The sequence below is a fragment of the Caulobacter sp. Root343 genome (genome assembly GCF_001425745.1).
Taxonomy (GTDB): domain Bacteria; phylum Pseudomonadota; class Alphaproteobacteria; order Caulobacterales; family Caulobacteraceae; genus Caulobacter.
Window position 1 is genome coordinate 277605 of sequence record NZ_LMDF01000008.1, and the last position, 20893, is coordinate 298497.

At 66.6% G+C, this 20893-nt stretch carries 19 protein-coding genes and 1 pseudogene; 4 read left to right on the forward strand and 16 right to left on the reverse strand.

Features of this window, described 5'->3' with window-relative positions:
• Positions 1–25: 25 nt before the first annotated feature.
• From ASC70_RS19635 to hrcA, 12 genes and pseudogenes are all read right to left on the reverse strand, one after another.
• Positions 26–2245, reverse strand: coding sequence for a polysaccharide biosynthesis tyrosine autokinase (locus tag ASC70_RS19635; protein WP_047413633.1), 2220 nt, complete (start codon positions 2243–2245; stop codon positions 26–28).
• Between the two features lie 64 nt (positions 2246–2309).
• Complete coding sequence (locus ASC70_RS19640) at positions 2310–3578, reverse strand: outer membrane beta-barrel protein (protein ID WP_056053529.1); 1269 nt, start codon at positions 3576–3578, stop codon at positions 2310–2312.
• A gap of 70 nt (positions 3579–3648) precedes the next feature.
• Positions 3649–4233 (reverse strand): hypothetical protein, encoded by a 585-nt coding sequence (locus tag ASC70_RS19645; protein ID WP_082009455.1) that lies wholly within the window; start codon positions 4231–4233, stop codon positions 3649–3651.
• A gap of 358 nt (positions 4234–4591) precedes the next feature.
• Positions 4592–5729: pseudogene (locus ASC70_RS19650) on the reverse strand (methyl-accepting chemotaxis protein).
• A 122-nt stretch (positions 5730–5851) separates the two neighbouring features.
• Entirely contained in the window at positions 5852–8314 is a 2463-nt protein-coding gene (gene gyrB / locus ASC70_RS19655) for a DNA topoisomerase (ATP-hydrolyzing) subunit B (RefSeq protein ID WP_162247245.1), read from the reverse strand.
• A 36-nt stretch (positions 8315–8350) separates the two neighbouring features.
• Positions 8351–9505, reverse strand: a complete 1155-nt coding sequence (recF, locus tag ASC70_RS19660) for a DNA replication/repair protein RecF (protein ID WP_056053534.1) — start codon at positions 9503–9505, stop codon at positions 8351–8353.
• A gap of 200 nt (positions 9506–9705) precedes the next feature.
• A complete protein-coding gene (locus ASC70_RS19665; protein ID WP_056053537.1) occupies positions 9706–10077 on the reverse strand; it encodes a VOC family protein in 372 nt (123 codons plus the stop codon).
• Between the two features lie 68 nt (positions 10078–10145).
• Positions 10146–10433 carry a helix-turn-helix transcriptional regulator gene (locus ASC70_RS19670; RefSeq protein WP_056053541.1) on the reverse strand — a complete coding sequence of 96 codons (288 nt, stop codon included), beginning with the start codon at positions 10431–10433 and terminating at the stop codon, positions 10146–10148.
• 150 nt (positions 10434–10583) lie between these two features.
• Positions 10584–12518, reverse strand: a complete 1935-nt coding sequence (locus ASC70_RS19675) for a S9 family peptidase (protein ID WP_056053544.1) — start codon at positions 12516–12518, stop codon at positions 10584–10586.
• Between the two features lie 146 nt (positions 12519–12664).
• Entirely contained in the window at positions 12665–13783 is a 1119-nt protein-coding gene (dnaN, locus tag ASC70_RS19680) for a DNA polymerase III subunit beta (protein ID WP_056053546.1), read from the reverse strand.
• 145 nt (positions 13784–13928) lie between these two features.
• Positions 13929–14567, reverse strand: a complete 639-nt coding sequence (grpE, locus tag ASC70_RS19685; protein WP_056053549.1) for a nucleotide exchange factor GrpE — start codon at positions 14565–14567, stop codon at positions 13929–13931.
• Between the two features lie 12 nt (positions 14568–14579).
• The gene (gene hrcA / locus ASC70_RS19690; protein WP_056053551.1) at positions 14580–15656 is read right to left on the reverse strand and encodes a heat-inducible transcriptional repressor HrcA; all 1077 of its coding nucleotides are present in this window, start codon (positions 15654–15656) and stop codon (positions 14580–14582) included.
• A 190-nt stretch (positions 15657–15846) separates the two neighbouring features.
• Here hrcA and rph point away from each other — a divergent pair, with 190 nt between their 5' ends.
• The 3 genes from rph (at position 15847) to ASC70_RS19705 (ending at position 18471) form a co-directional block, all read left to right on the forward strand.
• Complete coding sequence (gene rph, locus ASC70_RS19695; RefSeq protein ID WP_056053554.1) at positions 15847–16563, forward strand: ribonuclease PH; 717 nt, start codon at positions 15847–15849, stop codon at positions 16561–16563.
• A 63-nt stretch (positions 16564–16626) separates the two neighbouring features.
• A complete protein-coding gene (locus ASC70_RS19700) occupies positions 16627–17604 on the forward strand; it encodes a S1C family serine protease (protein ID WP_056053557.1) in 978 nt (325 codons plus the stop codon).
• An 84-nt stretch (positions 17605–17688) separates the two neighbouring features.
• On the forward strand, positions 17689–18471 hold the full coding sequence (locus tag ASC70_RS19705; RefSeq protein WP_056053560.1) for a TIGR02281 family clan AA aspartic protease: 783 nt from the start codon (positions 17689–17691) through the stop codon (positions 18469–18471).
• Here ASC70_RS19705 and ASC70_RS19710 read toward each other — a convergent pair.
• The 4 genes from ASC70_RS19710 to ASC70_RS19720 form a co-directional block, all read right to left on the reverse strand.
• A complete protein-coding gene (locus ASC70_RS19710; RefSeq protein WP_056053562.1) occupies positions 18468–18710 on the reverse strand; it encodes a helix-turn-helix transcriptional regulator in 243 nt (80 codons plus the stop codon). The genes ASC70_RS19705 and ASC70_RS19710 overlap by 4 nt on opposite strands.
• A 17-nt stretch (positions 18711–18727) precedes the next feature.
• Complete coding sequence (locus tag ASC70_RS19715) at positions 18728–19261, reverse strand: DUF2975 domain-containing protein (protein ID WP_047413646.1); 534 nt, start codon at positions 19259–19261, stop codon at positions 18728–18730.
• A 106-nt stretch (positions 19262–19367) separates the two neighbouring features.
• Positions 19368–19484, reverse strand: coding sequence for a hypothetical protein (locus ASC70_RS24615; protein WP_082009456.1), 117 nt, complete (start codon positions 19482–19484; stop codon positions 19368–19370).
• A gap of 155 nt (positions 19485–19639) precedes the next feature.
• Positions 19640–20245 carry a glutathione S-transferase N-terminal domain-containing protein gene (locus ASC70_RS19720; protein ID WP_056053565.1) on the reverse strand — a complete coding sequence of 202 codons (606 nt, stop codon included), beginning with the start codon at positions 20243–20245 and terminating at the stop codon, positions 19640–19642.
• Between the two features lie 28 nt (positions 20246–20273).
• Here ASC70_RS19720 and rdgB point away from each other — a divergent pair, with 28 nt between their 5' ends.
• Positions 20274–20876: an RdgB/HAM1 family non-canonical purine NTP pyrophosphatase gene (rdgB, locus tag ASC70_RS19725; RefSeq protein ID WP_056053568.1), complete on the forward strand. Its 603-nt coding sequence runs from the start codon at positions 20274–20276 to the stop codon at positions 20874–20876.
• Positions 20877–20893 lie beyond the last annotated feature (17 nt).

Sequence of the window (20893 nt, forward strand, 5' to 3'; positions counted from 1 at the left end):
CGGCGCGCCCCCGCCCGTTCGCGTCCTAGTCCGCATAGTACTTTCGATAGTTGGCGTAGTAATAATAGGAGTCGCCGTAGCCGTAGCGGGACTGGGCCTTGAGGTCCATCTGCGTCAGGGCGACGCCGGCGATGAACGCGCGCGTGCCTTGCAGCAGGGTCAGGGCCGACTGCACGGCCTTCACCGGCGTCTTCTTCCAGCGAACCAGCATGACCACAGCGTCGGCATGCGGCGCCAGGATGCGGGTGTCGGCGATGGCCAGCAGAGGCGCCGTGTCCAGCAGCACGATCTCGTAGCGGTTACGCAGTTCGGCCAGCAGGCGGTGCATGGCCGACGAGCCGAGCACGTCACGCGGCGTATAGGCCGTCTTCGCCAGCGGCAGGATATGCGCGCCGCTTTCGTCGTCGATCAGAGCCTGGTCCAGGGTGCAGACGCCGTTCAGCACTTCCAGCAGGCCGACGGGCGCCGGCTCCTTCAGGAATTGGCTGATGGCGCTCTGACGCAGGTCGCAGTCGACGACGATGACCTTGGCCCCGGAAGTCGCCAGGGTGCGGGCCAGAGAGAAGGTGGTCGTGGTCTTGCCTTCGCCCGGCAGGGACGAGGTGACCGCGATGACCTTCACCGGCTCGCCGACCTTGGAGAACAGGATCGAGGCGCGCAGCTTGCGCAGGCTTTCCGCGAAGCTCGAGAGCGGCTTGGCCAGCAGATAGTCCGGCGGCGATAGGCCCTTGAGAACCTTCGAGTCATCGACGGTCGTGCCCAAGGTCGGGACCGCGCCCAGATAGGGCAGGCCCAGACGACGCTCGACCTCGTCCTCGGTGAACAGGCCGGCCATCAGGATCTCGGCCAGCACGATCGCCGCCGCGCCCGCGCCCAGGGCCAGCACCAGGCCGAGGGCCAGGTTCAGCGACGGCTTGGGATAGCTCGGGCCGGTCGGGATCTTGGCCGGCGACACCACGCGTGCGTCCGCCTGCTCGATGCCGTCCGAGGTCGTGGTCTGCTTGAAGCGGGCCAGCAGGGTCTCGTACAGGGTCTTGACCGACTGCGCCTTACGCTCCAGCTCGGACAGGCCGATGCTGGCGCGGTTATTGCCAGCCAAAGTGCCCTTCGAGGCCGAGACGCTGGAGGCCACCGAACCGGTGCGCTGGCGCGCCACCTGGGCCTGAGCCTCGAGGTTGGAGATGATACGGCGGATTTCGGCCTGGATCTGGGTGTCGATGTCGGCCAGCTCGCGCTTGGCCTTCAAGAGTTCCGGGTGACGATCGCCGTAGCGACCGCTGAGATCGGCGACCTGGGCGCTCTTCTCGGAACGTTGCTTACGCAGCTGCTGGACGACGGGCGAGTTCAGCGACTCGCCGACGTCTTCACCGGTGCTGCCGCGCGCCAGTTGCTGACGAGCGATGTTGAGGCGGGCGTCCGTCTCGGCCTGGGAAGCCCGGCTGAGCGCCAACTGCTGGTTCAGACCCGAGATTTCCTGCTCGGTCAGGGTCGCGCCCTCGGCGCTGAGCAGGTTGTTGGCGATCTTGTACTGCTGGACCGCGGCATCGGCTTGCTGGACCTGATCGCGCAGTTCGCCGACGCGGGTGTCCAGCCATTCGTTGGCCTTCTGGGTCGCGTCGAACTTCGCTTCCAGCTGCTCGGTCAGGTACAGGTTGGCGAAGGCGTTCGCCAGTTCCGAGGCGCGCTTGGGATCGACGTGAGTGTATTCGATCGAGATCAGATAGGTCAGTCCCGCACGGCGGACCTTCAGGCCGCCGAGCAGGTTGTCGACGATCCGCTCACGCCGGCGTTGCAGCTCGGTGGGATCGTTGGTCGCCGTCGGCGCCGTAGCCTTCTTCAGTGAGAACAGCCACGCCGTCGGGCCTTGAGCCCCCGGCAGATAAGGATTGAAGTACGGATCCTTTTCGAGCTTCAGCTCCTTGACGACCCGGCTGGCCAGGGACCGGGACTTGAGCACCTCGACCTCGGTGTCGACGACGGACGAATCCGCCGGCAGCCCCGAAAGCACCGCGCTCATGTCGGTGACCTGTTCCTTGCGGACATCCAGCATCACCTGCGCCGTCGCGGTATAGAGCGGTGTCTGCTGCAGGGTGAAGAGCACCACCGCCGCGAACACCACCACCGCCACCGCGGCGAAAAGCCGGAAGCGTCGTCTGAAGGTCGCGATCGCGACGTTCAGATCAAAAGACAACGCTCCGGTGTCATTCACCGGAGCGTTCGAAGTTTCAAAACCGGAGCCGTCCATAACTACTCTCAGTAATCGGCAAACCTTGCCGTTTCGTGGACGTTTTAGAGTCCGCGGACTTTTTTTAGAATTGCAGCGCCACGGAGGCGATCAGCTTGTTGTCCTTGAACGAGGCGCCCTTGGCCGCACCGTTCGAGTCCTGCTTGAGGTAGTTATAGGTCAGGAACAGGCCCACGCGACGGTTCAGCAGGTAGGTCGCGGTCGCCGAGAAGTTATCGCGCTTGTCGTCGCGATCCACGCCCTTGTAGTTGTCCTTGCCATGGCTGTAAGCGGCGGACACTAGGACGTTGCGCATCAGTTCGTGGTCAATCGACGCGCCGATGTTGTTGGCGATGTAGCCTTGCGAGCCCGGCGCCGTCGATTCCTCGATCGTGCGCGAACCGTTCAGGCCGACCGTGGTCAACTGGGTCGGGAACCACTCGACACGACCGGCGGCGTTGAAGCCGCTGATGTCCTTAAACAGGACGTTGTCGTACGACTGCTTCATGTAGCCGACCTGGACATCGCCGCGGACCAGCTCCGAAACGTCGAAGTTGGCGCCGACGCCGACGACATAGCCGTCCGAGTCGCGGTTAAGGGCCGCGATGTTGGTGTCGTAGCTCTTCTTGTTGCCCGTGGCCGCCAGATAGACGGCGGTGTCGGGGCTGACCGCGTATTCGGCCTTGCCGCCGTACGTGAATTCGTTGCGGTCGCGGAAGTCCTGGTCAACGACGCCGGTGCCGGCGATGTTGCGAACGTCGTCGTAGTTATAGTCGCGATCTTCCAGGCGACCGACGAGACGCAGGCGGTTGAATTCCTTCGTCAGCGCAACCGAACCCTGGTTCAGGTCATATTCCACCGGCTTGCCGGCGGCCGTCGGCGAGGTCGGCGCCGTCCGCGGTTCGACGAGGTGCTGGGTCTGGACCGTGCCGGTAATGTTCGAGCCGCGGTCGATATCGATCCGGCCGTTAGCCGACAGCGTGTACTCTTCCGCGTTTTCCGAGCTGTTGTCGGCATAGCGAATGATGTTGCCGCCGGCGAAGAAGCCGAGAGCGTGACGCGACCAGTCCGAGCGAACGGCCAGCTCCGGCTTCACGCGCCAGATGTTGTCGTCGGTCTTGCCCGTCGCGACGGCGTAGATGTTGTCGTTATGCTCGAGATCGACGGTCACGCGCGGATACACCGTGAAGCCGCCAGCCTTTTGGCCGGTCGCCTCGTAGTCCGGGCGCGGGCGCTGACGAACGGAGACGTTCTTGTCGCGCTTGAAGTTGGAACCGAGATCTTGCGCCTGAGCGATTTGTGGCGCGGTCAACGCAATACAGGCCGCAACGGCCGAGCACGTTAGAATTCGCATGTCTTATCCCCACCAGTAGGTGGCGGCCGGCGCATGTCGTGACACGCCAGTCCGCCCCGAGGTTTGTCGTTTAGCTGCCGCAGTAAGCGGCGATCACGCCGGCGCACGGATCGTACGGAGCCGGAGTAACGGTGCCAGTGGCGCCGCCGCCAGCGCCCGTGCCGGCGTCGCCGGTCGAGGTCGACGAGACACCTTGCAGGCTGACCAGCACGCTCGGGGCGCCACCGGCGTCCGTCGAGGCGGTGATGGTAGCCGACTGACCGGTAGCGGCCAGCTGCTGGACGACGGCCGGAGCCGAAGCCACTTGCTGAGCCATTTCAGGCGCCACCGCGGCGGCGACTTGGATGGCCACACCGGCGCTGATCGAACCGGCCTGGACAGCTTGGACCAGAGCCGCGGCGATCACCGTCGGCGAAGCGCCGCTGGCGGCCAGGGCGTTCGACACGGCCGCCTGGATGGCGGCCAGCTTGGCCGAGGCCGACAGCTTGGCGAAGCCAGGCTGAGCGGCGGCCGATTGAGCGGCGGCCTGGATGGTGGCCTGCAGCGACACGGCGGTCGGAGCGGGCGGCGTTTGGGCCCAGACGTGGCCAGCGCCGATAGGCGCGAGCGCAACGGCCAAGCTAATGGCGATAGCGCGGAAGCGATTAGAAGCCATGACTGCTCCCTCCAATTGAACGGCGTCCCTTTAGGACAACGTAAACGAATGCTCTAGCCCGGAATGCGCCTTTTCGTCGATTTCTCGGCGACACCGTTCCCAGAAGATCACACATTCGTGCAACTCTTGCGGGAGGGAGAACGTAAACCGGTGTTTAGACTAGGAATGTGACGCGTTTGCCCCGCCATGGCAGATACACAGAGATTTATCGACGGTTTGGTTAGGCCTAAAAAACCATGTACGGCCACGTAAGGCAACGCCGCTCGCGCAGAATTCTTGGTAAATGCCGCGAATCTGGTCGATTTCGCCTTCTAGGCGACCAAATAGTTCGAATAATCCGCACTAGGCTTGGTTAAGACTAGGCCGCCGCGGAAGTCCTCGCCGGAACTTGCTGGCGCTGAACCAGACATCCATACCAGCCAAGGCCGGTGTAGGTCTCGTAGCCGGGGGTCAAGGCATAACCCACGGTGATCTCGCCGTCGGCGTAACTTCCCATCGGCCCAGCAGAGACATCCAGCGGAAAGACTTCACTAAGAACACCCTGATTGTCCGAAGAGGCCAGGACGCGCCCCTTCTGATCCAGGAGCATCACGCGCGAACGTTCGCGCTCCTCGTTGGTGAGGCGTACGCCGTCGACCACCGCCTGGGCCTGCGGTCGCCAGTCGAAATGCACACCCAAAACCCCCAGCGCCTCGCCCTTGGCCTGGCCGCCGGCGCGGATGGCCGTCGCGTAGGTGGCGACCGGAGCGTCGCCCAAGGCGTGGCACCGCTCGATATCGCAGGCCACGAAATCGTCGCCGGTGGCCGTGCGCAGCCCGTCCTGAAACCAGCGCGCCTGGCCGACCGACTGGCCGACGACATTCGGATAGCGGCCTGGCCGACCATTGGCGATCACCCGCCCCTTGGCGTCGCAGATCCAGAGATCGAGATAGACCGTATAGGCGTCGAGGATCACGCCCAGGCGCTCGCTGGCGTATCGCCGGGCGGCCGTATCGGCGTCGGCGAGACAGGCCACCACGGCGGAGTCGGTTGCCCACCAGCGAACGTCGCAGGTGCGTTCGTAGAGATTGCGGTCGACGATCTCGATGGCGTTCAGGGCCAGGTCGGCCAGGCGCTGCCCGCGCATATGGCCGAGGATCGCCCCGCCGATCGCGGACAGCTCGTCCAGATCGGCCCGCACCTGGCTGTCCAGGGCGGCGGCGACCGCGTCGATCTCGGTAGAGATCTTCTTGAATTCTTCGGCGACGATGGCGAAGCCCTTGCCGGCCTCGCCCGCCCGGGCCGCCACGATCAATGCGTTGATGGCCAGCATCTTGGCCGCGCGGTTGACCCTGGCGATTTCGCCTATCTTCTCCCCCGCGACGCTGGAGAGCCGTTCCGACAGGTCGAGAATTCGTTCCGGGCGAAGACTTGTGTCCTGCTCCATCGCTGACGCGCCCCCACGCAAGACATTCGAGCGAATCGGCTCTAACCCCACAAGATGACGCCCGTGTCATCACCGCGCGACGACACGCGATGTCACACCCCAAGGCGCGAGGGCCTTCCACGACGAAAAAGCGCCGGAACGCCCCCGAAAAGGGCGCCCGGCGCTTAAGAAACAGGCGTTTCGAACGTGTTGCTAGACGTCGACTTCGGCGTCGAGCGCGTTTTCCTGGATGAATTCGCGGCGCGGTTCGACCAGATCGCCCATCAGACGACTGAACATCTCGTCGGCGTCGTCGGCGTGATTCACCCGCACCTGCAGCAGGGTGCGAGCCTCGACGTCCAGCGTGGTCTCCCACAGCTGGTCGGGATTCATCTCGCCCAGGCCCTTGTAGCGCTGGATCGTCAGGCCCTTGCGCCCCGCGTCCATCACCGCGGCGACCAGATCCATCGGGCCCCGAACCGTGGTCGACTTGTCCTTGCGGCGGAACACGGCCCGGCCCGAGAAGATTTCGGCGAGCGCCCCGGCCCGCTCGGCCAGGCGACGGGCGTCTGCGGCGTGCAGCAGGCCATCGTCCAGCACCACGCTTTCGGTGACCCCGCGCCGGACGCGCTTGAACACATAGGCCGTGTCGCCGCGCTCGCCGGTCCACGGGCCGTCGCCTTCCTCGGCATAGAGGTCCAGTCGGGCGGCCGCGGCGGCGATGTCGGGCGCGTCGCCCAGCAGACCGGCCAGAGCCGATTGCTCGACGGCGAAGGACGGGGCGCGGGCGGCCAGGCGGTCGATATTGCCCTTGGCCTGGCGGCACAGCTGCACCAGGGCCAACAGATCGTGGCCGGTGCGACGCTCGCCCGAGGGCAGGTCCAGTTCGGCCCCCTCGACGCCCTCGTCGATCAGGAAGGCGTCCATCTCGCTGTCGTCCTTCAGGTAGCGCGAGGACTTGCCCTTGGCGGCTTTGTAGAGCGGCGGCTGGGCGATGTAGATGTAGCCGCGCTCGATCAGCTCGGGCATCTGCCGGTAGAAGAAGGTCAGCAGCAGGGTGCGGATGTGGGCGCCGTCGACGTCGGCGTCGGTCATCAGCACGATCTTGTGGTAGCGAACCTTGTCCGGGTTGAAGTCGTCGCGGCCGATGCCCGCCCCCAGGGCCGTGATCAGCGTGCCGATCTGGTCGGACGACAGCATCTTGTCGAACCTAGCCCGCTCGACGTTCAGGATTTTGCCGCGCAGCGGCAGAACGGCCTGGTTGTCACGGTTGCGGGCCTGTTTGGCCGAGCCGCCGGCGCTGTCGCCCTCGACGATGAAGATCTCGGACTTGGCCGGGTCGCGCTCGGAACAGTCGGCCAGCTTGCCGGGCAGGCTGGTGATGTCGAGCGCGCTCTTGCGGCGGGTCAGTTCACGCGCCTTGCGCGCGGCTTCGCGGGCCGCGGCGGCCTCGGCGATCTTGCTGACGATCTGCCGCGCCTCGTTCGGATGCTCCTCGAACCAGGTCGCCAACCCTTCCTGCACAAGGCCTTCGACGGCCGGGCGCACTTCCGACGAGACCAGCTTGTCCTTGGTCTGCGAGCTGAACTTGGGATCCGGAACCTTGACCGACAACACGCAGGTCAGGCCTTCGCGGGCGTCTTCGCCGCCGACGCTGACCTTTTCCTTTTTCGTGATGCCCGAGCTCTCGGCGTAGCCCGTGATGATGCGCGTCAGAGCGCCCCGGAACGCCGACAAGTGCGTGCCCCCATCCCGCTGCGGGATGTTGTTGGTGAAGCACAGCATCTGCTCGTGGTAGCTGTCGTTCCACCACATGGCGAGGTCGACCTCGACCTTGTCCTTGACGCCGCGCACCACGATTGGGGTCTTCAGAAGCGGGGTCTTGACCTTGTCCAGGTGGCGGACGAAGGCCTCGATGCCGCCGTCGTAATGCAGCTTTTCTTCCCACGGCTCGGCGTCGCGAAGATCCCTGAACCAGATCGTCACGCCCGAGTTCAGGAACGCCAGCTCGCGCAGGCGGTGCTCCAGGGTCTTCCGGTCGAATTCGATGAACGCGAAGGTGTCGCGCGACGGGAAGAAGGTCACTTCCGTGCCCGACAGCGTCTCGCCGGCCTTGGGGCCGTCCTCACGCACCGGCGAGTCGCCCGTGACCTTCAGCGAGGTCACCGCGTCGCCGCGCTCGAAGCGCATCTGGTGAGCCTTGCCGCCGCGGTGGATCTTGAGCTCCAGCCAGTCCGACAAGGCGTTGACGACCGAGACGCCCACACCGTGCAGGCCGCCCGAAACCTTGTAGCTGTTCTGGTCGAACTTACCGCCCGCGTGCAGCTGGGTCATGATGACCTCGGCCGCCGAGACGCCTTCGCCCTCGTGGATATCGGTCGGGATACCGCGGCCGTCGTCGGTGACCGTCACCGAGCCGTCGGCGTTCAAGATCACCTGGACCTTGGTGGCGTGGCCGGCCAGGGCCTCGTCGATGGCGTTGTCGACCACCTCGTAGACCATGTGGTGCAGGCCCGAACCGTCGTCGGTGTCGCCGATGTACATGCCGGGACGCTTGCGGACGGCGTCCAAGCCCTTCAGCACCTTGATCGAGTCCGCGCCGTACTGGGCGGCGGCTTCCTCGGTGGTCATTTCGGGCGACACTTCGGGAACTTGGTCTTCGGTGTTCTCGGTCATTCGTCTTCCAGGGCGGTCAGGCCAACGGGGCCAGGCCTATTGAGGGGTGAGGCCGGCGTCGCACACGCGAACGCCGAGCGCCCGACCCTTGAGATGGTCGAACAGCGACTCGTCCGTGCCGGTGAGGAAGGCCTGGAGCTTGAGCGCCGTGAGTTCGTCGGCCAATGCGGCTCGTCTCGTAAGATCGAGATGCGCGGCGACTTCGTCGAGCAATATTACAGGATTCGGCGCGGATTCCGCACGCGAAAGTCGCGCCGCCTGGGCCAGAACGAGGTTCAAAATCAGGGCTTTCTGCTCCCCGGTCGAGCATTCCGCCGCCGGACGGTCCTTCTCGACGTGAAAGATGGCCAGATCGCCGCGATGCGGACCGGTCAAGGCCCGCCCGGCGGCCCCGTCGCGGCCGCGCGCGGCGGCCAGGCCTTGGGCCAATTTCAGCTCGATTTCGGCGAACGGCGCGCCGTCCAGGGCCATTTTCTCCCACTCGCCGGTCAAGGTCAGGCGCGCCTGGGGAAAAGGCCGGTCGCCACGGCTGTTTATTTCGGCCTGGAGGGCCGAAAGGGTGCGGGCGCGGGCCTGGGCCAGCAGCGCTCCGAATTCGGCCAGGCGAGCCTCCAGCGCCGTCAGCCATACGGGATCGGCCGGCGCGCCGGTCTCGGCCGCGTCGGTCAGCAGGCGCATCCGCTCGCGTTGGGCCTTGTCATAGGCGTTGGCGTTGGCTGCGTGGGCCGGTTCACCGGCGAAAACCAGGCGATCGAAGAACCGCCGGCGCTCCGAGGCCGCTTCCAGGAACAGGCGGTCCTGAGCGGGAGTCAGCCAGATGGGGCGGACGTGGTCGGCCAGGCGCCCCGGCGGCACGGTCTCGCCGTCCAGCCGCACGGCGCGGCGGGCGGCCCCGCCCTGCTCGACGCCCGTGCCGATCCGCACCGGCGCGTCCGATCCGGATTCGACCTCGGCGGCCACCGCCCAGGCGCGGCCGGCCGCCTCGCCGGGCAGGCGGCGACCGACCTCGGCCAGGCTGGCCCCACGCAAGCCCTTTCCGGGGCTGAGCAGGCTTATGGCCTCGAGAAGATTGGTCTTTCCGGCGCCGTTGGCTCCGAACAGATAGACGCTGCGCCCCTCGGTCTCGAGGCGGGCGCGCTCGTAGGAGCGGAAGTCCGTCAGGGTCAGGGAAAGCAGTGCGGCCGACGCCATGGGGCGTTCATAAGGGGTGTCGCCGCCCAGGGCTACTAGGGCGAATCCAGGGGGCGCCGAGACGCCCGCTCCAAGAGGACGCTGGAGCGGGCCCCGCCTCGGAATGGCCCTCCGGAGACTTGCGCCGCATATAGGCTACGCCGGGCGTCATGCTGATGCGCGTTGTGTGGCAAGAGCATGGCGAAGCTTGGAAGCGGAGATCAGCCCAGCTTGTAGCCGCAGAGCTTGTTGCCATCGAGGTCGCGGAAATAGGCGAAATAGGCCTTGGGCATCCGGGCGCCGGGCTGACCCTCGTCCGTCCCACCCAGTTCGAGGGCCTTGGCGTGGAAGGCGTCGACCTCTTCGACGGTTTCGAAGGCGAAACCGCCCATCATGCCATTGCCGATGCAGGCCGGGTTGCCGTCATAGGGGCCCAGCACCCCGAACATACAGCCGTCGCCACGGTACAGCCGACCACCCGAGGGATGCTCGAACAGCGGCCTCATCCCGATCGAGCCCAGCAGCCCGTCGTAGAACACCTTGGCCTTCTCCAGATCGTTCGATCCGACCGTCACGTAGTTCACCCTGGCCATAGCCGCCTCCCGTCTTTTTATGAAACGGACCTTAGCGCGCTTATGAGCATCCGCAATATGACGCGACGTCAGGCCTCCCAGAGCCCCCGATAGCCGTAGAGCCAGGCCCCCACCTCGGCGAAGCGCTGCGTCTGGATCGCACACGTCCGCACCCGGCCCTGTTTGGAGGTCGTGATCCAGCCGCCGCGCTCCAGGATCTTCAAGTGCTTCATCAGCGAGGTCAGCGCCATGTCGAACGGCGCGGCCAGTTCGCCGACGCTCGCCGGCCCCGCGCCCAGTCGACTCAGGATCGCCCGCCGGGTCGGATCGGCCAGGGCCTGGAAGACGTCATCGAGGGGCGCGGATTGCTGATCCATGTGGCTAAGCATGGGTCACGGCCATGCTTAGCGCAACAGCTCAGCTAATATTCAACCTTTCCGCGCGTTTCACGGCCGGCAGGCGATGTTCCACGAGGTCGTCGATGCGACGCGGACGGTAAGCGCAAAGGCTAAGCTTGGCGCGAGGCGCTATTTCGCGCCGTCCAGGCCCAGCACCTTGCGCAGGAACTGGGTCTCGACCTCGCGGCGGCGATCGTTGTTGGCCTTCTTCAGGAAGCCGTGCCCCTCGTCCTTGAACTGCACGTACCAGGTCTCGACGCCTTGGCCGCGCAGCTTGGCGACGACCTGGTCGGACTCGGACTTGGGGACACGCGGATCGTTCCAGCCCTGCATGACCAGCATCGGCTTGGTGATCTTGCTCACATTGTTCATCGGCGAGATCGTTTCGAAGGCCTTCAGCATCTTCGGGTCCCGCTCGTCGCCATACTCGGCCCGGCGCAGGTCGCGGCGATAAGCTTCGGTGTTCTGCAGGAACGAGACGAAGTTGCTGATGCCGTACCGCTCGATCCCGCCAGCCAGCCGGTCGGAATAGCGGGTCATCACCGCCAGCGACATGTAGCCGCCGTACGACTGGCCGTAGACCACCACCCGGTTCGAATCGAGGTCGGGCTGAGTTTTGATCCAGTCCAGCAGCGCGCCGATGTCCTTGACCGAGTCTTCGCGCTTCTCGGCGTTGTCGAGGTTCAGGTAGGTCTTGCCGTAGCCGGTCGAGCCTCGGACATTGGTGACGATCACCGCGGCGCCCAGCTCGGCGACCGTATGCTGGTGGAAGGCGTTGAAGGTCGGCCGCGACTGACCTTCCGGCCCGCCGTGAATGTCGATGATCACCGGCGCTCTCGCGCCTGCCGCTCGCTTGGGCTTGTAGACGAAGGCCGGGATCGAGCGCTTGTCGAACGACGGGAAGCGGACCAGTTCGGGCGCCGTCAGCGCCTTGGCGTCGAGGCCGCCCAGCTCCGAGGCCGTCCAGCGCTCCAGCTTGGCGTCGGTCACGCCCCAGCTCCAGGCGTCGCTCGCGGCCGTCGGCGTCGCCAGGCTGAAGCCCAGCTTGGAGCCGTCAGGCGAAAAGGCGATGTCGGACACCACGCCCGCCGGCAGTTCCGGCTGCGGCAGGGCCCGGCGTGTCCGGAAGTCCTGGACCACCAGTTTCGAATAGCCGTCCTCGTTGACGACATAGGCCAGGATCCGGCCATCGTCGGACAAGGCGAAGTCCTCGACATCCCACGGACGCTCACCCGAAAGGCTAAGCTTAGCGCCAGTGGCCAGGTCGATCTGGACCAGGCGCGCGAAGTCCGAACCCTCGTCGGAAAGCGTCAGGATGCTCTTGCCGTCCGGTGTGAAGATCCCGCCCGAATAGGCGACCTTCTTGCCCGGACTGAGTTCGGTCAGCTTGCCGGTGGCGACGTCGAGCAGCCAGTATCGGGACTCGTTGATCGAGAGGTAGCGGCCCAGCAGCACCGCCTTGCCGTCGGGCGACACCGCGATCGGCGAGACCTGACCCTGACCTTTGTAGATCACCTTGGTCCCATCCGGCGCGGCCGGATCGCGCATCAGCACGTCGTAGTCGGCGGAGCCCTTCACCGCCCGCGACCAGACCAGGACCGAACCGTCCTTGGACCAGGCCGGCGACTGGTTGCGCGTACCGGGCTGCGTCAGCTGGACGACCTTGCCGTCGGCGTCGCGGACGAACAGCTGGAACCACTCGTCGCCGCCGGTGTCCTTGGAGAACAGGATCTTGCCGTCGGGCAGGGTGTGGGCGCTGGAGACGGGCTCGTCGTAGAAGGTGATCTGACTGCGGTCCGCGCCGGGCGCGGCGACCACATGCAGCTGGTTGGTGTTGCCGAACCGCGTGGCGATGATCATGCCGCCGCCAGCTGCCCAGTCGTCGAAGGCGGCCGAGCGGGCGTTCTGGTAGCGGGCCAGGCTCTCGCGGATCGCGGGCGGCGCGACCGGCACGTTCTCCAGGATCTGATTGCCGATCTCGCGACGCTCCACCGACTGGGCGAGCACGGGAACGGCGGCGGCCAGAACCAGGACAGCGGCCGAGGCAGCGAGCAGCTTCTTCATCGACGTGGCCCCCAAAGCAAAACGGGCGCGTAGAGCCTGTCTGGTTTAGATGCAGCCATCTAAACCAGATAAGCAGGCTCTATCTTCACGCACTTGGAGCGCGATCGCGCTCCAGGGCGCCCGTCTCTTTATACTTAGGCCGCGGATCAGACCCGCAGCGGCATCAGCACGTACTTCACGCCCGGATCGACCGGATCGACCACCAGGGTCGGGCTGGCCGGGTCGGCGAAGCGGAACTCGGCCTGCGGACCGGCGATCTGGCCGCAGACGTCCAGCAGGTAGCGGGCGTTGAAACCGATCTCGAAGGGCTCGCCGTCGTAATCGACCTCGACCTCTTCGACGGCCTGGCCGGCTTCCATGTTGCGGACGGTCAGGGTGACGCGGCCGGGCTCGATGGCCAGCTTCACCGAACGGCTCTTCTCGGCCGAGATGGTCGCCACCCGATCGACGGCCTTGGCGAACAGGTCGTTGTCCAGGGTCAGGATCTTGGCGTTGTCGCGCGGGATCACCCGCAGATAGTCGGGGAAGGCGCCGTCGATGACCTTGGAGGTCAGGGCGGCCGCGCCGAACTCGAAGCGGACCTTCTGCGGCGACAGCTGGACGTCGACGTGCTCGCCGGCCGATTCCATCAGGCGGCGGGCTTCTGCGATGGTCTTGCGCGGCACGATGACGCCCGGCAGGCCGGCCGCGCCCTCGGGGGCCGGCATCTCGGCCAGGGCCAGGCGGTGGCCGTCGGTGGCCACGGCGCGCAGCTTGGTATCGCCGCCCTCGTTGACCGTGTGCAGATAGAGGCCGTTCAGATAGTAGCGCGTCTCTTCGGTCGAGATCGCGAAGCGGGTCTTGTCGATCAGGCGGATCAGCTCGTTGGTGTCGACCGCGATGCGGTTCGACAGGCCATCGCTGCTCATCACCGGGAAGTCGCCCGCCGGCAGCACCGGCAGGTTGAAGCGCGAGCGACCGGCCTGGATCACCAGGCGCGGATCGTCGCCGCTGAAGCTCAGCGAGACGTCGGCGCCGTCGGGCAGCTTCCGGACGATTTCATAGAGCGTGTGGGCCGGGGCGGTGATCTGGCCGGGCACGTCGATCTGGGCCAGGCCCTCGTCGATGATCTCCATGTCCAGGTCGGTGGCCGAGAACGACAGCGTGCTGCCCTCCGCCGACAGCAGGATATTCGACAGGATCGGGATGGTGTTACGGCGCTCGACGACGCTCTGCACATGCCCCAGCGCCTTCAGGAGCGCCGCCCGTTCGATCGTAAGCTTCATAATTCGGTCCAGATCGCGCGGGCGGCCAGTGAGAATCGCCCGCTACCCCCGTTGAGAATGGACCGCCGACATTATCGCAAAGCGCGGAGGGGGAAAGGGGGCGCGCCCGTCATTTACGCCCCCTCGCAAAGCAAAAACGCCGGCTTCAGGCCTTCTGGTCGAACGCCCCGCCCGAGTTGTCGCCGTCGGCGGTCGCTCCGGCATAGGGATTCGCGGCGCCAGCCGGTTGCTCGCCGGTCGCCGAACCCGTGGACGGACCGGTCGAACCCTTGGCCGCCACGGCGACCATGGCCGGACGCACCAGGCGTCCCATCAGCTCGTAGCCGGCCTGCAGCACGGCGACTACGCCGCCGGCGGCGACCTCGGTCGAGGGCTGCTCGGTCACGGCCTGGTGCAGGTGCGGATCGAACTTGTCGCCCTTGGCCGGATCGATCTTCTTCAGGCCGTTGCGTTCGAAGGCGCCTTGCAGCTCCTTCTCGGTCATCTCGACGCCGATGATGAAGTTCTTCACCGCCGCGTCGGTCGAATCCTTCGGGCTGTGGGCCGTGGCGCGGGCCAGGTTGTCGGCCGCGCCCAGCAGGTCGCGGGCGAATTTCTGGATCGCGTAGGCGCGCGCGTCGTTCATCTCGCGCTCGGCGCGGCGCTTGGTGTTCTCGGCTTCGGCGGCGTAGCGCAGGGCCTGCTCTTTCAGAGCGGCCACTTCCAGCTTCAGCGCCTCGATCTCCTGCGACGCGTCGTCGACTTCGAACGGCATCTCTTCCGCCGGCGTTTGCTCGTCGGTCATCTCGTAAAGTCCTTATCCATCCATCATCCGACCGAGCACCCGGGCGGTGTAGTCCACCAACGGAATGACTCGGGCGTAGTTCAATCGCGCCGGACCGATCACGCCGATCGCGCCCAGCACCTTCTGACGCCCCGTCATATAGGGCGCCGCGATCACCGAGGAACCCGAAAGCGAAAACAGGCGCGTTTCGGCCCCGATATAGATGCGAACGCCCTCGGCGTCGCGCACATCGTCGAGCAAGCCGATCAGCTGGCCCTTCTGCTCAAGATCGTCGAACAGCTGGCGGACCCGGTCGATGTCCTCGTGGGCCCGGGCGTCGGCCAGCAGGTTGGCCTGTCCGCGCACGATCAGCGAGCGAGCGTCGCCCTCCCCGCCGCTCCAGGCGGCCAGACCGTCCTCCACGAGGCGCGCGGCGGTCTCGTCCAGCTGGCGGCGCGCGATGTCGAGCTCGGCGCCCATCTCGGTCCGCGCCTCGGACAGCGTGCGGCCGCGCAGGCGGGCGTTGAGGAAGTTGCTGGCCTCCTGCAGGGCAGAGGGCGTCACCCCGGGGGCCTGGCGCATCAGCCGATTCTCGACTTGGCCGTCCTCGAACACCATGACCGCCAGCACCTGGCCGCCGCCGAGCGGCACGAACTCCACGTGCTTGACGCCGCCCTCGCGGACGGGCGTGACCACGATGCCGGCCCCGCCGGCCAGGCCCGACAGCACGGACGAGGCCTCAGACAGGGCCTCTTCGAACGAGCGGCCCTTGACTGCCAGCCGCGCCTCGATGGCCCGCTTGTCCTGTTCGGCGATGTCGCCGACCTCCAGCAGGCCGTCGACGAACATGCGCAGGCCCGCGTGGGTCGGCATCCGTCCGGCGCTGGTGTGGGGGGCGTCCAGCAGCCCCAGATGCGCCAGGTCCTGCATGGTGTTGCGGATCGAGGCCGGCGACAGCGCCAACCCGCCGCGCGAGATGGTGCGCGAACCGACCGGCTCGCCGGTCTCGAGATACGACTCGACGACGCGGCGGAAGATGTCGCGTGCGCGGGCGTCCAGCTCGCCGAGCGCCGGCGCGGGAACGATCGGCCCTGGAAACGGTGGCGTCATTTCAAAACCACTTGGTCAGGACCATGCGCGGCGTGCTGTCTCGAGGCGTGTCGTTTGGGACCCGGTGGTCGAACAAAAGGAGTCGGCCTCTTTCAACTGCGGCTCGCAATAGGATAAGCGGCCCGTCACGCACATTCAAATATCCCCCTTCTTCCTGAGACCCCCTTCTCCCTGAAACCAGGAGTTTCCCATGCGTCCGTCCGAACGCGCCCCCGACCAACTGCGCGCCGTCACGCTGGAAACCGGCGTCAACCGCTACGCCGAGGGATCCTGCCTTATCAGCTTCGGCCACACCAAGGTGCTGGTCACCGCCACGGTCGAGGAGAATGTCCCGGGCTGGATGCGCAACAAGGGCGCCGGCTGGGTCACCGCCGAGTATGGCATGCTGCCCCGCGCCACCCACACCCGCGGCCGCCGCGAGGCCGCCGCCGGCAAGCAGACCGGCCGCACCCAGGAGATCCAGCGCCTGATCGGCCGCAGCCTGCGGGCCGTCGTCGATCTGAAGGCCCTGGGCGAGCGCCAGATCACCTTGGACTGCGACGTCGTCCAGGCGGACGGCGGCACCCGCACCGCCGCCATCACCGGCGCTTGGGTCGCCCTGCGCCTGGCCACCAAGTACCTGCTGGACGAAGGCGTGCTGAAGACCGACCCGATCGTCGGCCAGGTCGCCGCCGTCTCGTGCGGCGTCTTCAACGACGTTCCGGTCCTCGACCTGGACTATGAAGAAGACTCCACCGCCGAGGCCGACAGCAACTTCGTGCTGACCGGCGTGGGCGACATCGTCGAGATCCAGGCCACCGGCGAAAAGCGCGGCTTCACCCGCGCAGAGTTCGAAGCGCTGTTCGGCCTTGCTGAAAAAGGCATCAACGAACTGTTCGCCCTGCAGCGCGCGGCGATCGGCGGGTAGGCGCCCACTTGTCCGAACGGGGTATCGGTCCCAGATTCCAATCCTGAAGATTAGGAGTCTCGCGTGACCACCCCGTTCGAAGGCCATGAAGTCGAAGCCCGCCTGCGCCCGTCGGCCGAGGCCTATCGCTTCGACCTCGACCATGTGCTCGCCTCGATGGTCGCCCTGGAAGCCACCGTGCCGGGCGACGCCTATACGGCCGCGATCCTGGGGACCGAGCGCATCGGCAACGGCGTCGTCGTCGGTCCCGGCGGCCTCGTCCTGACCATGGCCTATTTGATCACCGAGGCCGAAGAGGTCGTGCTGACCCGCAACGACGGCCGCCGCCTGCCGGCCCATGTGCTGGGCCTGGACGTCCGCTCGGGCCTGGGCCTGGTGCAGGCGCTGGAGCCGCTGGACCTGCCGGTGATCACCATCGGCAGCGCCAAGGACCTCGAAACCGGCTCGCCGATCATCGCCGCCGGGGCCGGCGGCCGGGCGCACGCCGTGGCCGGACAGGTTCTGGCCCGCATGCCGTTCGCCGGCTACTGGGAATACCTGCTGGACGACGCCATCATCACCGGCCCGGCTCATCCGCACTGGAGTGGCGCGGCTCTGATCGGCCCTAAGGGCGACCTGGTCGGCCTGGGCTCCCTGACCCTGGAAGGGCGCGACAAGGAGGGCCAAGCCAAGCCGATCAACATGTTCGTGCCGGCCGAGCTGCTGCCGCCGATCCTGGACGAGCTGGCCCGCGGCCAGGCCCCGCACCCGCCGCGTCCGTGGCTGGGGATCTTCGCCCAGGAGATGGAGAACCATGTCGTGATCGTCGGCATCTCGCCCAAGGGCCCGGCCGCCCGCGCCGAGCTGAGGGCGGGCGACCTGATCCTGGCGGTCGACGACCAGCCGGTCTCCGACCTCGCCGAGTTCTACGAGACGCTGTGGAATCTGGGCGACGCCGGCGTCACCGTGCCGTTGAAGATCTTGCGCGAGGGCGACGCCTTCGAGGTCGAGATCCGCTCGATGGATCGCGCCACCCTGCTGAAGAAGCGGCGGTTCAACTAGGCGGCGGCCCAACACCATCTGTGGTAGGCCATGGTCGACGAAAGCTCTAAGAAGTTGACCCGACCGCAGCCGAGAGCCTGAACCATGACGACGCCCCGCGGCCCCTGGGACCAGCCGGAACGGTCCGCGCCATCGCCCGGCCCCGTCATCAATCACCGCCTTTGGCTGTGGCTGGGTTTGTTGGCGGCCGTGGCGGTGCTGGCCTTGGCCCTGGCCCGCGCCTTTCCCGAGGCTGTCCGAACCAGCGATGATAAGGCCGAGATCTTCTACCAGCTGGGCCTGGTGGTCCTGATCTCGTCGGCCTTGCTACGGGGCCTGCGCGGCTCCATTGGCCAGCACCTGAAATACGCCGTCCTATGGGCCGCGATCATCGCTGTCCTGGCCCTCGGCTATGCCTATCGCGCGGAGATCGCCGGCGTGCCGGAGCGGCTGAAGCTGGCCTTCAACGTCGGAACCCCGGTCCAGGTCGGCGAGCGCACCCTGGTCGTGCCGCAGGGCGAGGACGGCGCCTATGTCGTCGACGGCCTGGTCAATGGCCAGCGCGTCCGGTTCATGGTCGATACGGGCGCGACCCAGACGGTGCTCAGCCCCGACGACGCCCGCCGCCTGGGCATCCCGGTCGACACGCTGGACTATGGCTATGAGGCCGAGACCGCCAACGGCAAGGGCTACAGCGCCGCCTACGACGCCAGCAGCCTGGCGGTCGGGCCGATCAAGCTCGAGGGCTTCCGGGTGATGGTCAACAAGGCCCCGATGAGCGGCTCGCTGCTGGGGATGAGCTTCCTCCAGCGCCTGGACGCGTTCGAGTTCCGCGACCGCCGGCTGATCCTGAAATGGCGTGAGGACGAGAAGGGGCGGGCGTACTAGCCTTCGACGTCGTCTTCCTCGTGGGCGTCGGCCGGACCGTATTCGAAGGTCAGCAGGTCGCCCGGCTGGCATTGCAGCTCGCGGCACAGGGCGTCGAGGGTCGAGAAGCGCACCGCCCTGGCCTTGCCGGTCTTGAGGATCGAGAGGTTGGCGATCGTCACCCCCACCCGGTCAGAGAGCTCGGTCAGCGACATGCGGCGTTCCAGCAGCACGCGGTCGAGGTTCACGCGGACGGACATGCGGGGATCGCTCCGGATCAGATCGTGAGTTCGGCTTCGCGGCGAAGGCGGGCGCCCTCGCGGAAGACCTCGGCCAGGACGAAGACGACCAGCACCGAGAACCAGGCGGTCAGCGTGAAGCTGTCGTCGATGACCTTGGCCTTGGGGGCGAGCCAGCGAGCCATGCCCGAGAAGACGTAGCGGCCGACCTCCAGCCCCGCCAGCACAAGGCCGATCAGGCGCAGGCGCACGACGTTGTCGGGATGGAAGGGGTCGCCGGCGGTCAGGGTGGCGAAGATCTTGCGCAGCCGCTCGACGATGACCATCCAGCCGCCCAGCAGCAGCGCCCAGGCGGCCAGGGCGCCGGCGAACAGCGGCCCGTTGCGGCTGACAGCCTCGACGGCGTCGCTGATCGGCAACATCGAGGCCAGAAGTTCGGGATTGAAGCTGAACAGCAGGGCGACCAGCGTGAACAGCGACAGAAGGCTCACGAAGATCCACAGCCCGACGTAGATCACGTCGAGGATGATCTTCAGGAAACTCGATACGGAGCCGGGCCCCAAGGCGCGCATGGCTGCTCCCCAACAGCGACGCTCGAACATGCCCCGCGTCGCGAGGAGACGTCAAAGCCCTTGGGTTTCGAGTATCTCGAAAACCCCTTGTATCTCTCGGCTGGCCCTAGAGCGTCTGCACCACGAACGCCACGGCCGACACCGGCACGGCCACGATCAGGGCGGCGGTGATGACGGTCATGACGACCTTGTCGGCGATGCTGAACAGGCGGGCGGAGGACATCGGGTTTCCAGTTTGAGAGACGTGGTCGGAGCCGAGTCATTCGGCCCCTCACCACAGTCAACAGATAGGAGACGATTTCCGTTCCGCCAATGCCGTTTATCGAGAAACGATATTAAACTTTCGCAATGATGCCTGTGGACAAATGATAGTTGCCGTTAGGTCACAGTGGCGTGAGTGGCGACCATCGAGGTCCGCTTGGCGACCCGCTCAAACCAGTCCGAAAGCGCCGGACGGCCCGCCCGCCAGTCGCTGACCCGGCGCACGTCCTGATAGGCCAGTTGCACCGCCACCGCGATCTCGGCGATCTCGAACCGGTCGTGCGAGAGGCCGCCGTCCGCGAGGGCGGTCGTGAACAGGTCCAGGGCGGCGTCGACCGCGCGCTGCTGGCGCTCGAAGAGGTCGGGGCGATGCTCGCCCTCGGGGCGCATCCGCTCGCGGACGATCAACACCGAGGCGTCACCCATGCCGTCGGCGGCGGCCTCGAGGGTCAGGGCCCGTCGGCGGGCCGGCTGCTCGGTCGGGATCAGGCGCGGCTCGGAAAGGCCATCGACGAAATCGGCGATCACGCCGGAGTCGAACACCGTCTCGCCGTCCTCAAGGACCAGGGCCGGCACCTTGCACAGCGGGTTCTGGGCGCGAAGGCTCTCGTCCTGGAACGGCGCGACGATCTCCAGGGCGAACAGGTCCGAAAGCCCTTTTTCGAGGGCCATGACGCGGACCTTGCGCGCAAAGGGCGAAATTGGAGAGTAAAGGAGCCGCATCGCGGTGATTGCTTTCAGGAGACGAGGAATGGCGCTGAAGCTTGAAATGGGATCGAAGCTTGTGGCCGCCACCCACAATCCTGGCAAGGTCCCGGAAATCGCCGCCCTGCTGGATGGCCGCTTCGAGATCGTCACCGCCGGCCAGCTGGGCTTGCCCGAGCCGGACGAGACCGAGAGCACGTTCGTCGGCAACGCCTTGCTGAAAGCCCGCCACGCCGCCGACCTGTCCGGCCTGCCCGCCCTGGCCGACGACTCCGGCCTGTCGGTCAAGGCTCTGGACGGCGCGCCAGGCATCTATTCCGCCCGCTGGGCTGGTCCCACCAAGGACTTCGCCATGGCCATGAAGAAAGTCGAGGAACGGATCGAGGAGACGGGGTCGGAAGACGTCTCGGCGTGGTTCACCTCGGCCTTGGCCGTGGCCTGGCCGAACGGTCCAGCCGTGGTGGTCGAGGGCCGGATCGACGGAACCCTGGTGTTCCCGGGCCGGGGAACGCGCGGCTTCGGCTACGATCCGATCTTCGTCCCCGAGGGCCATGAGACGACCTTCGGCGAGATGGAGTCGGCCGCCAAGGACGCCATGAGCCATCGCGCCCGCGCCTTCGCCAAGCTGAAGGCGGCGCTGTTTGAGTGACCCCGCCGGCGCGGGCA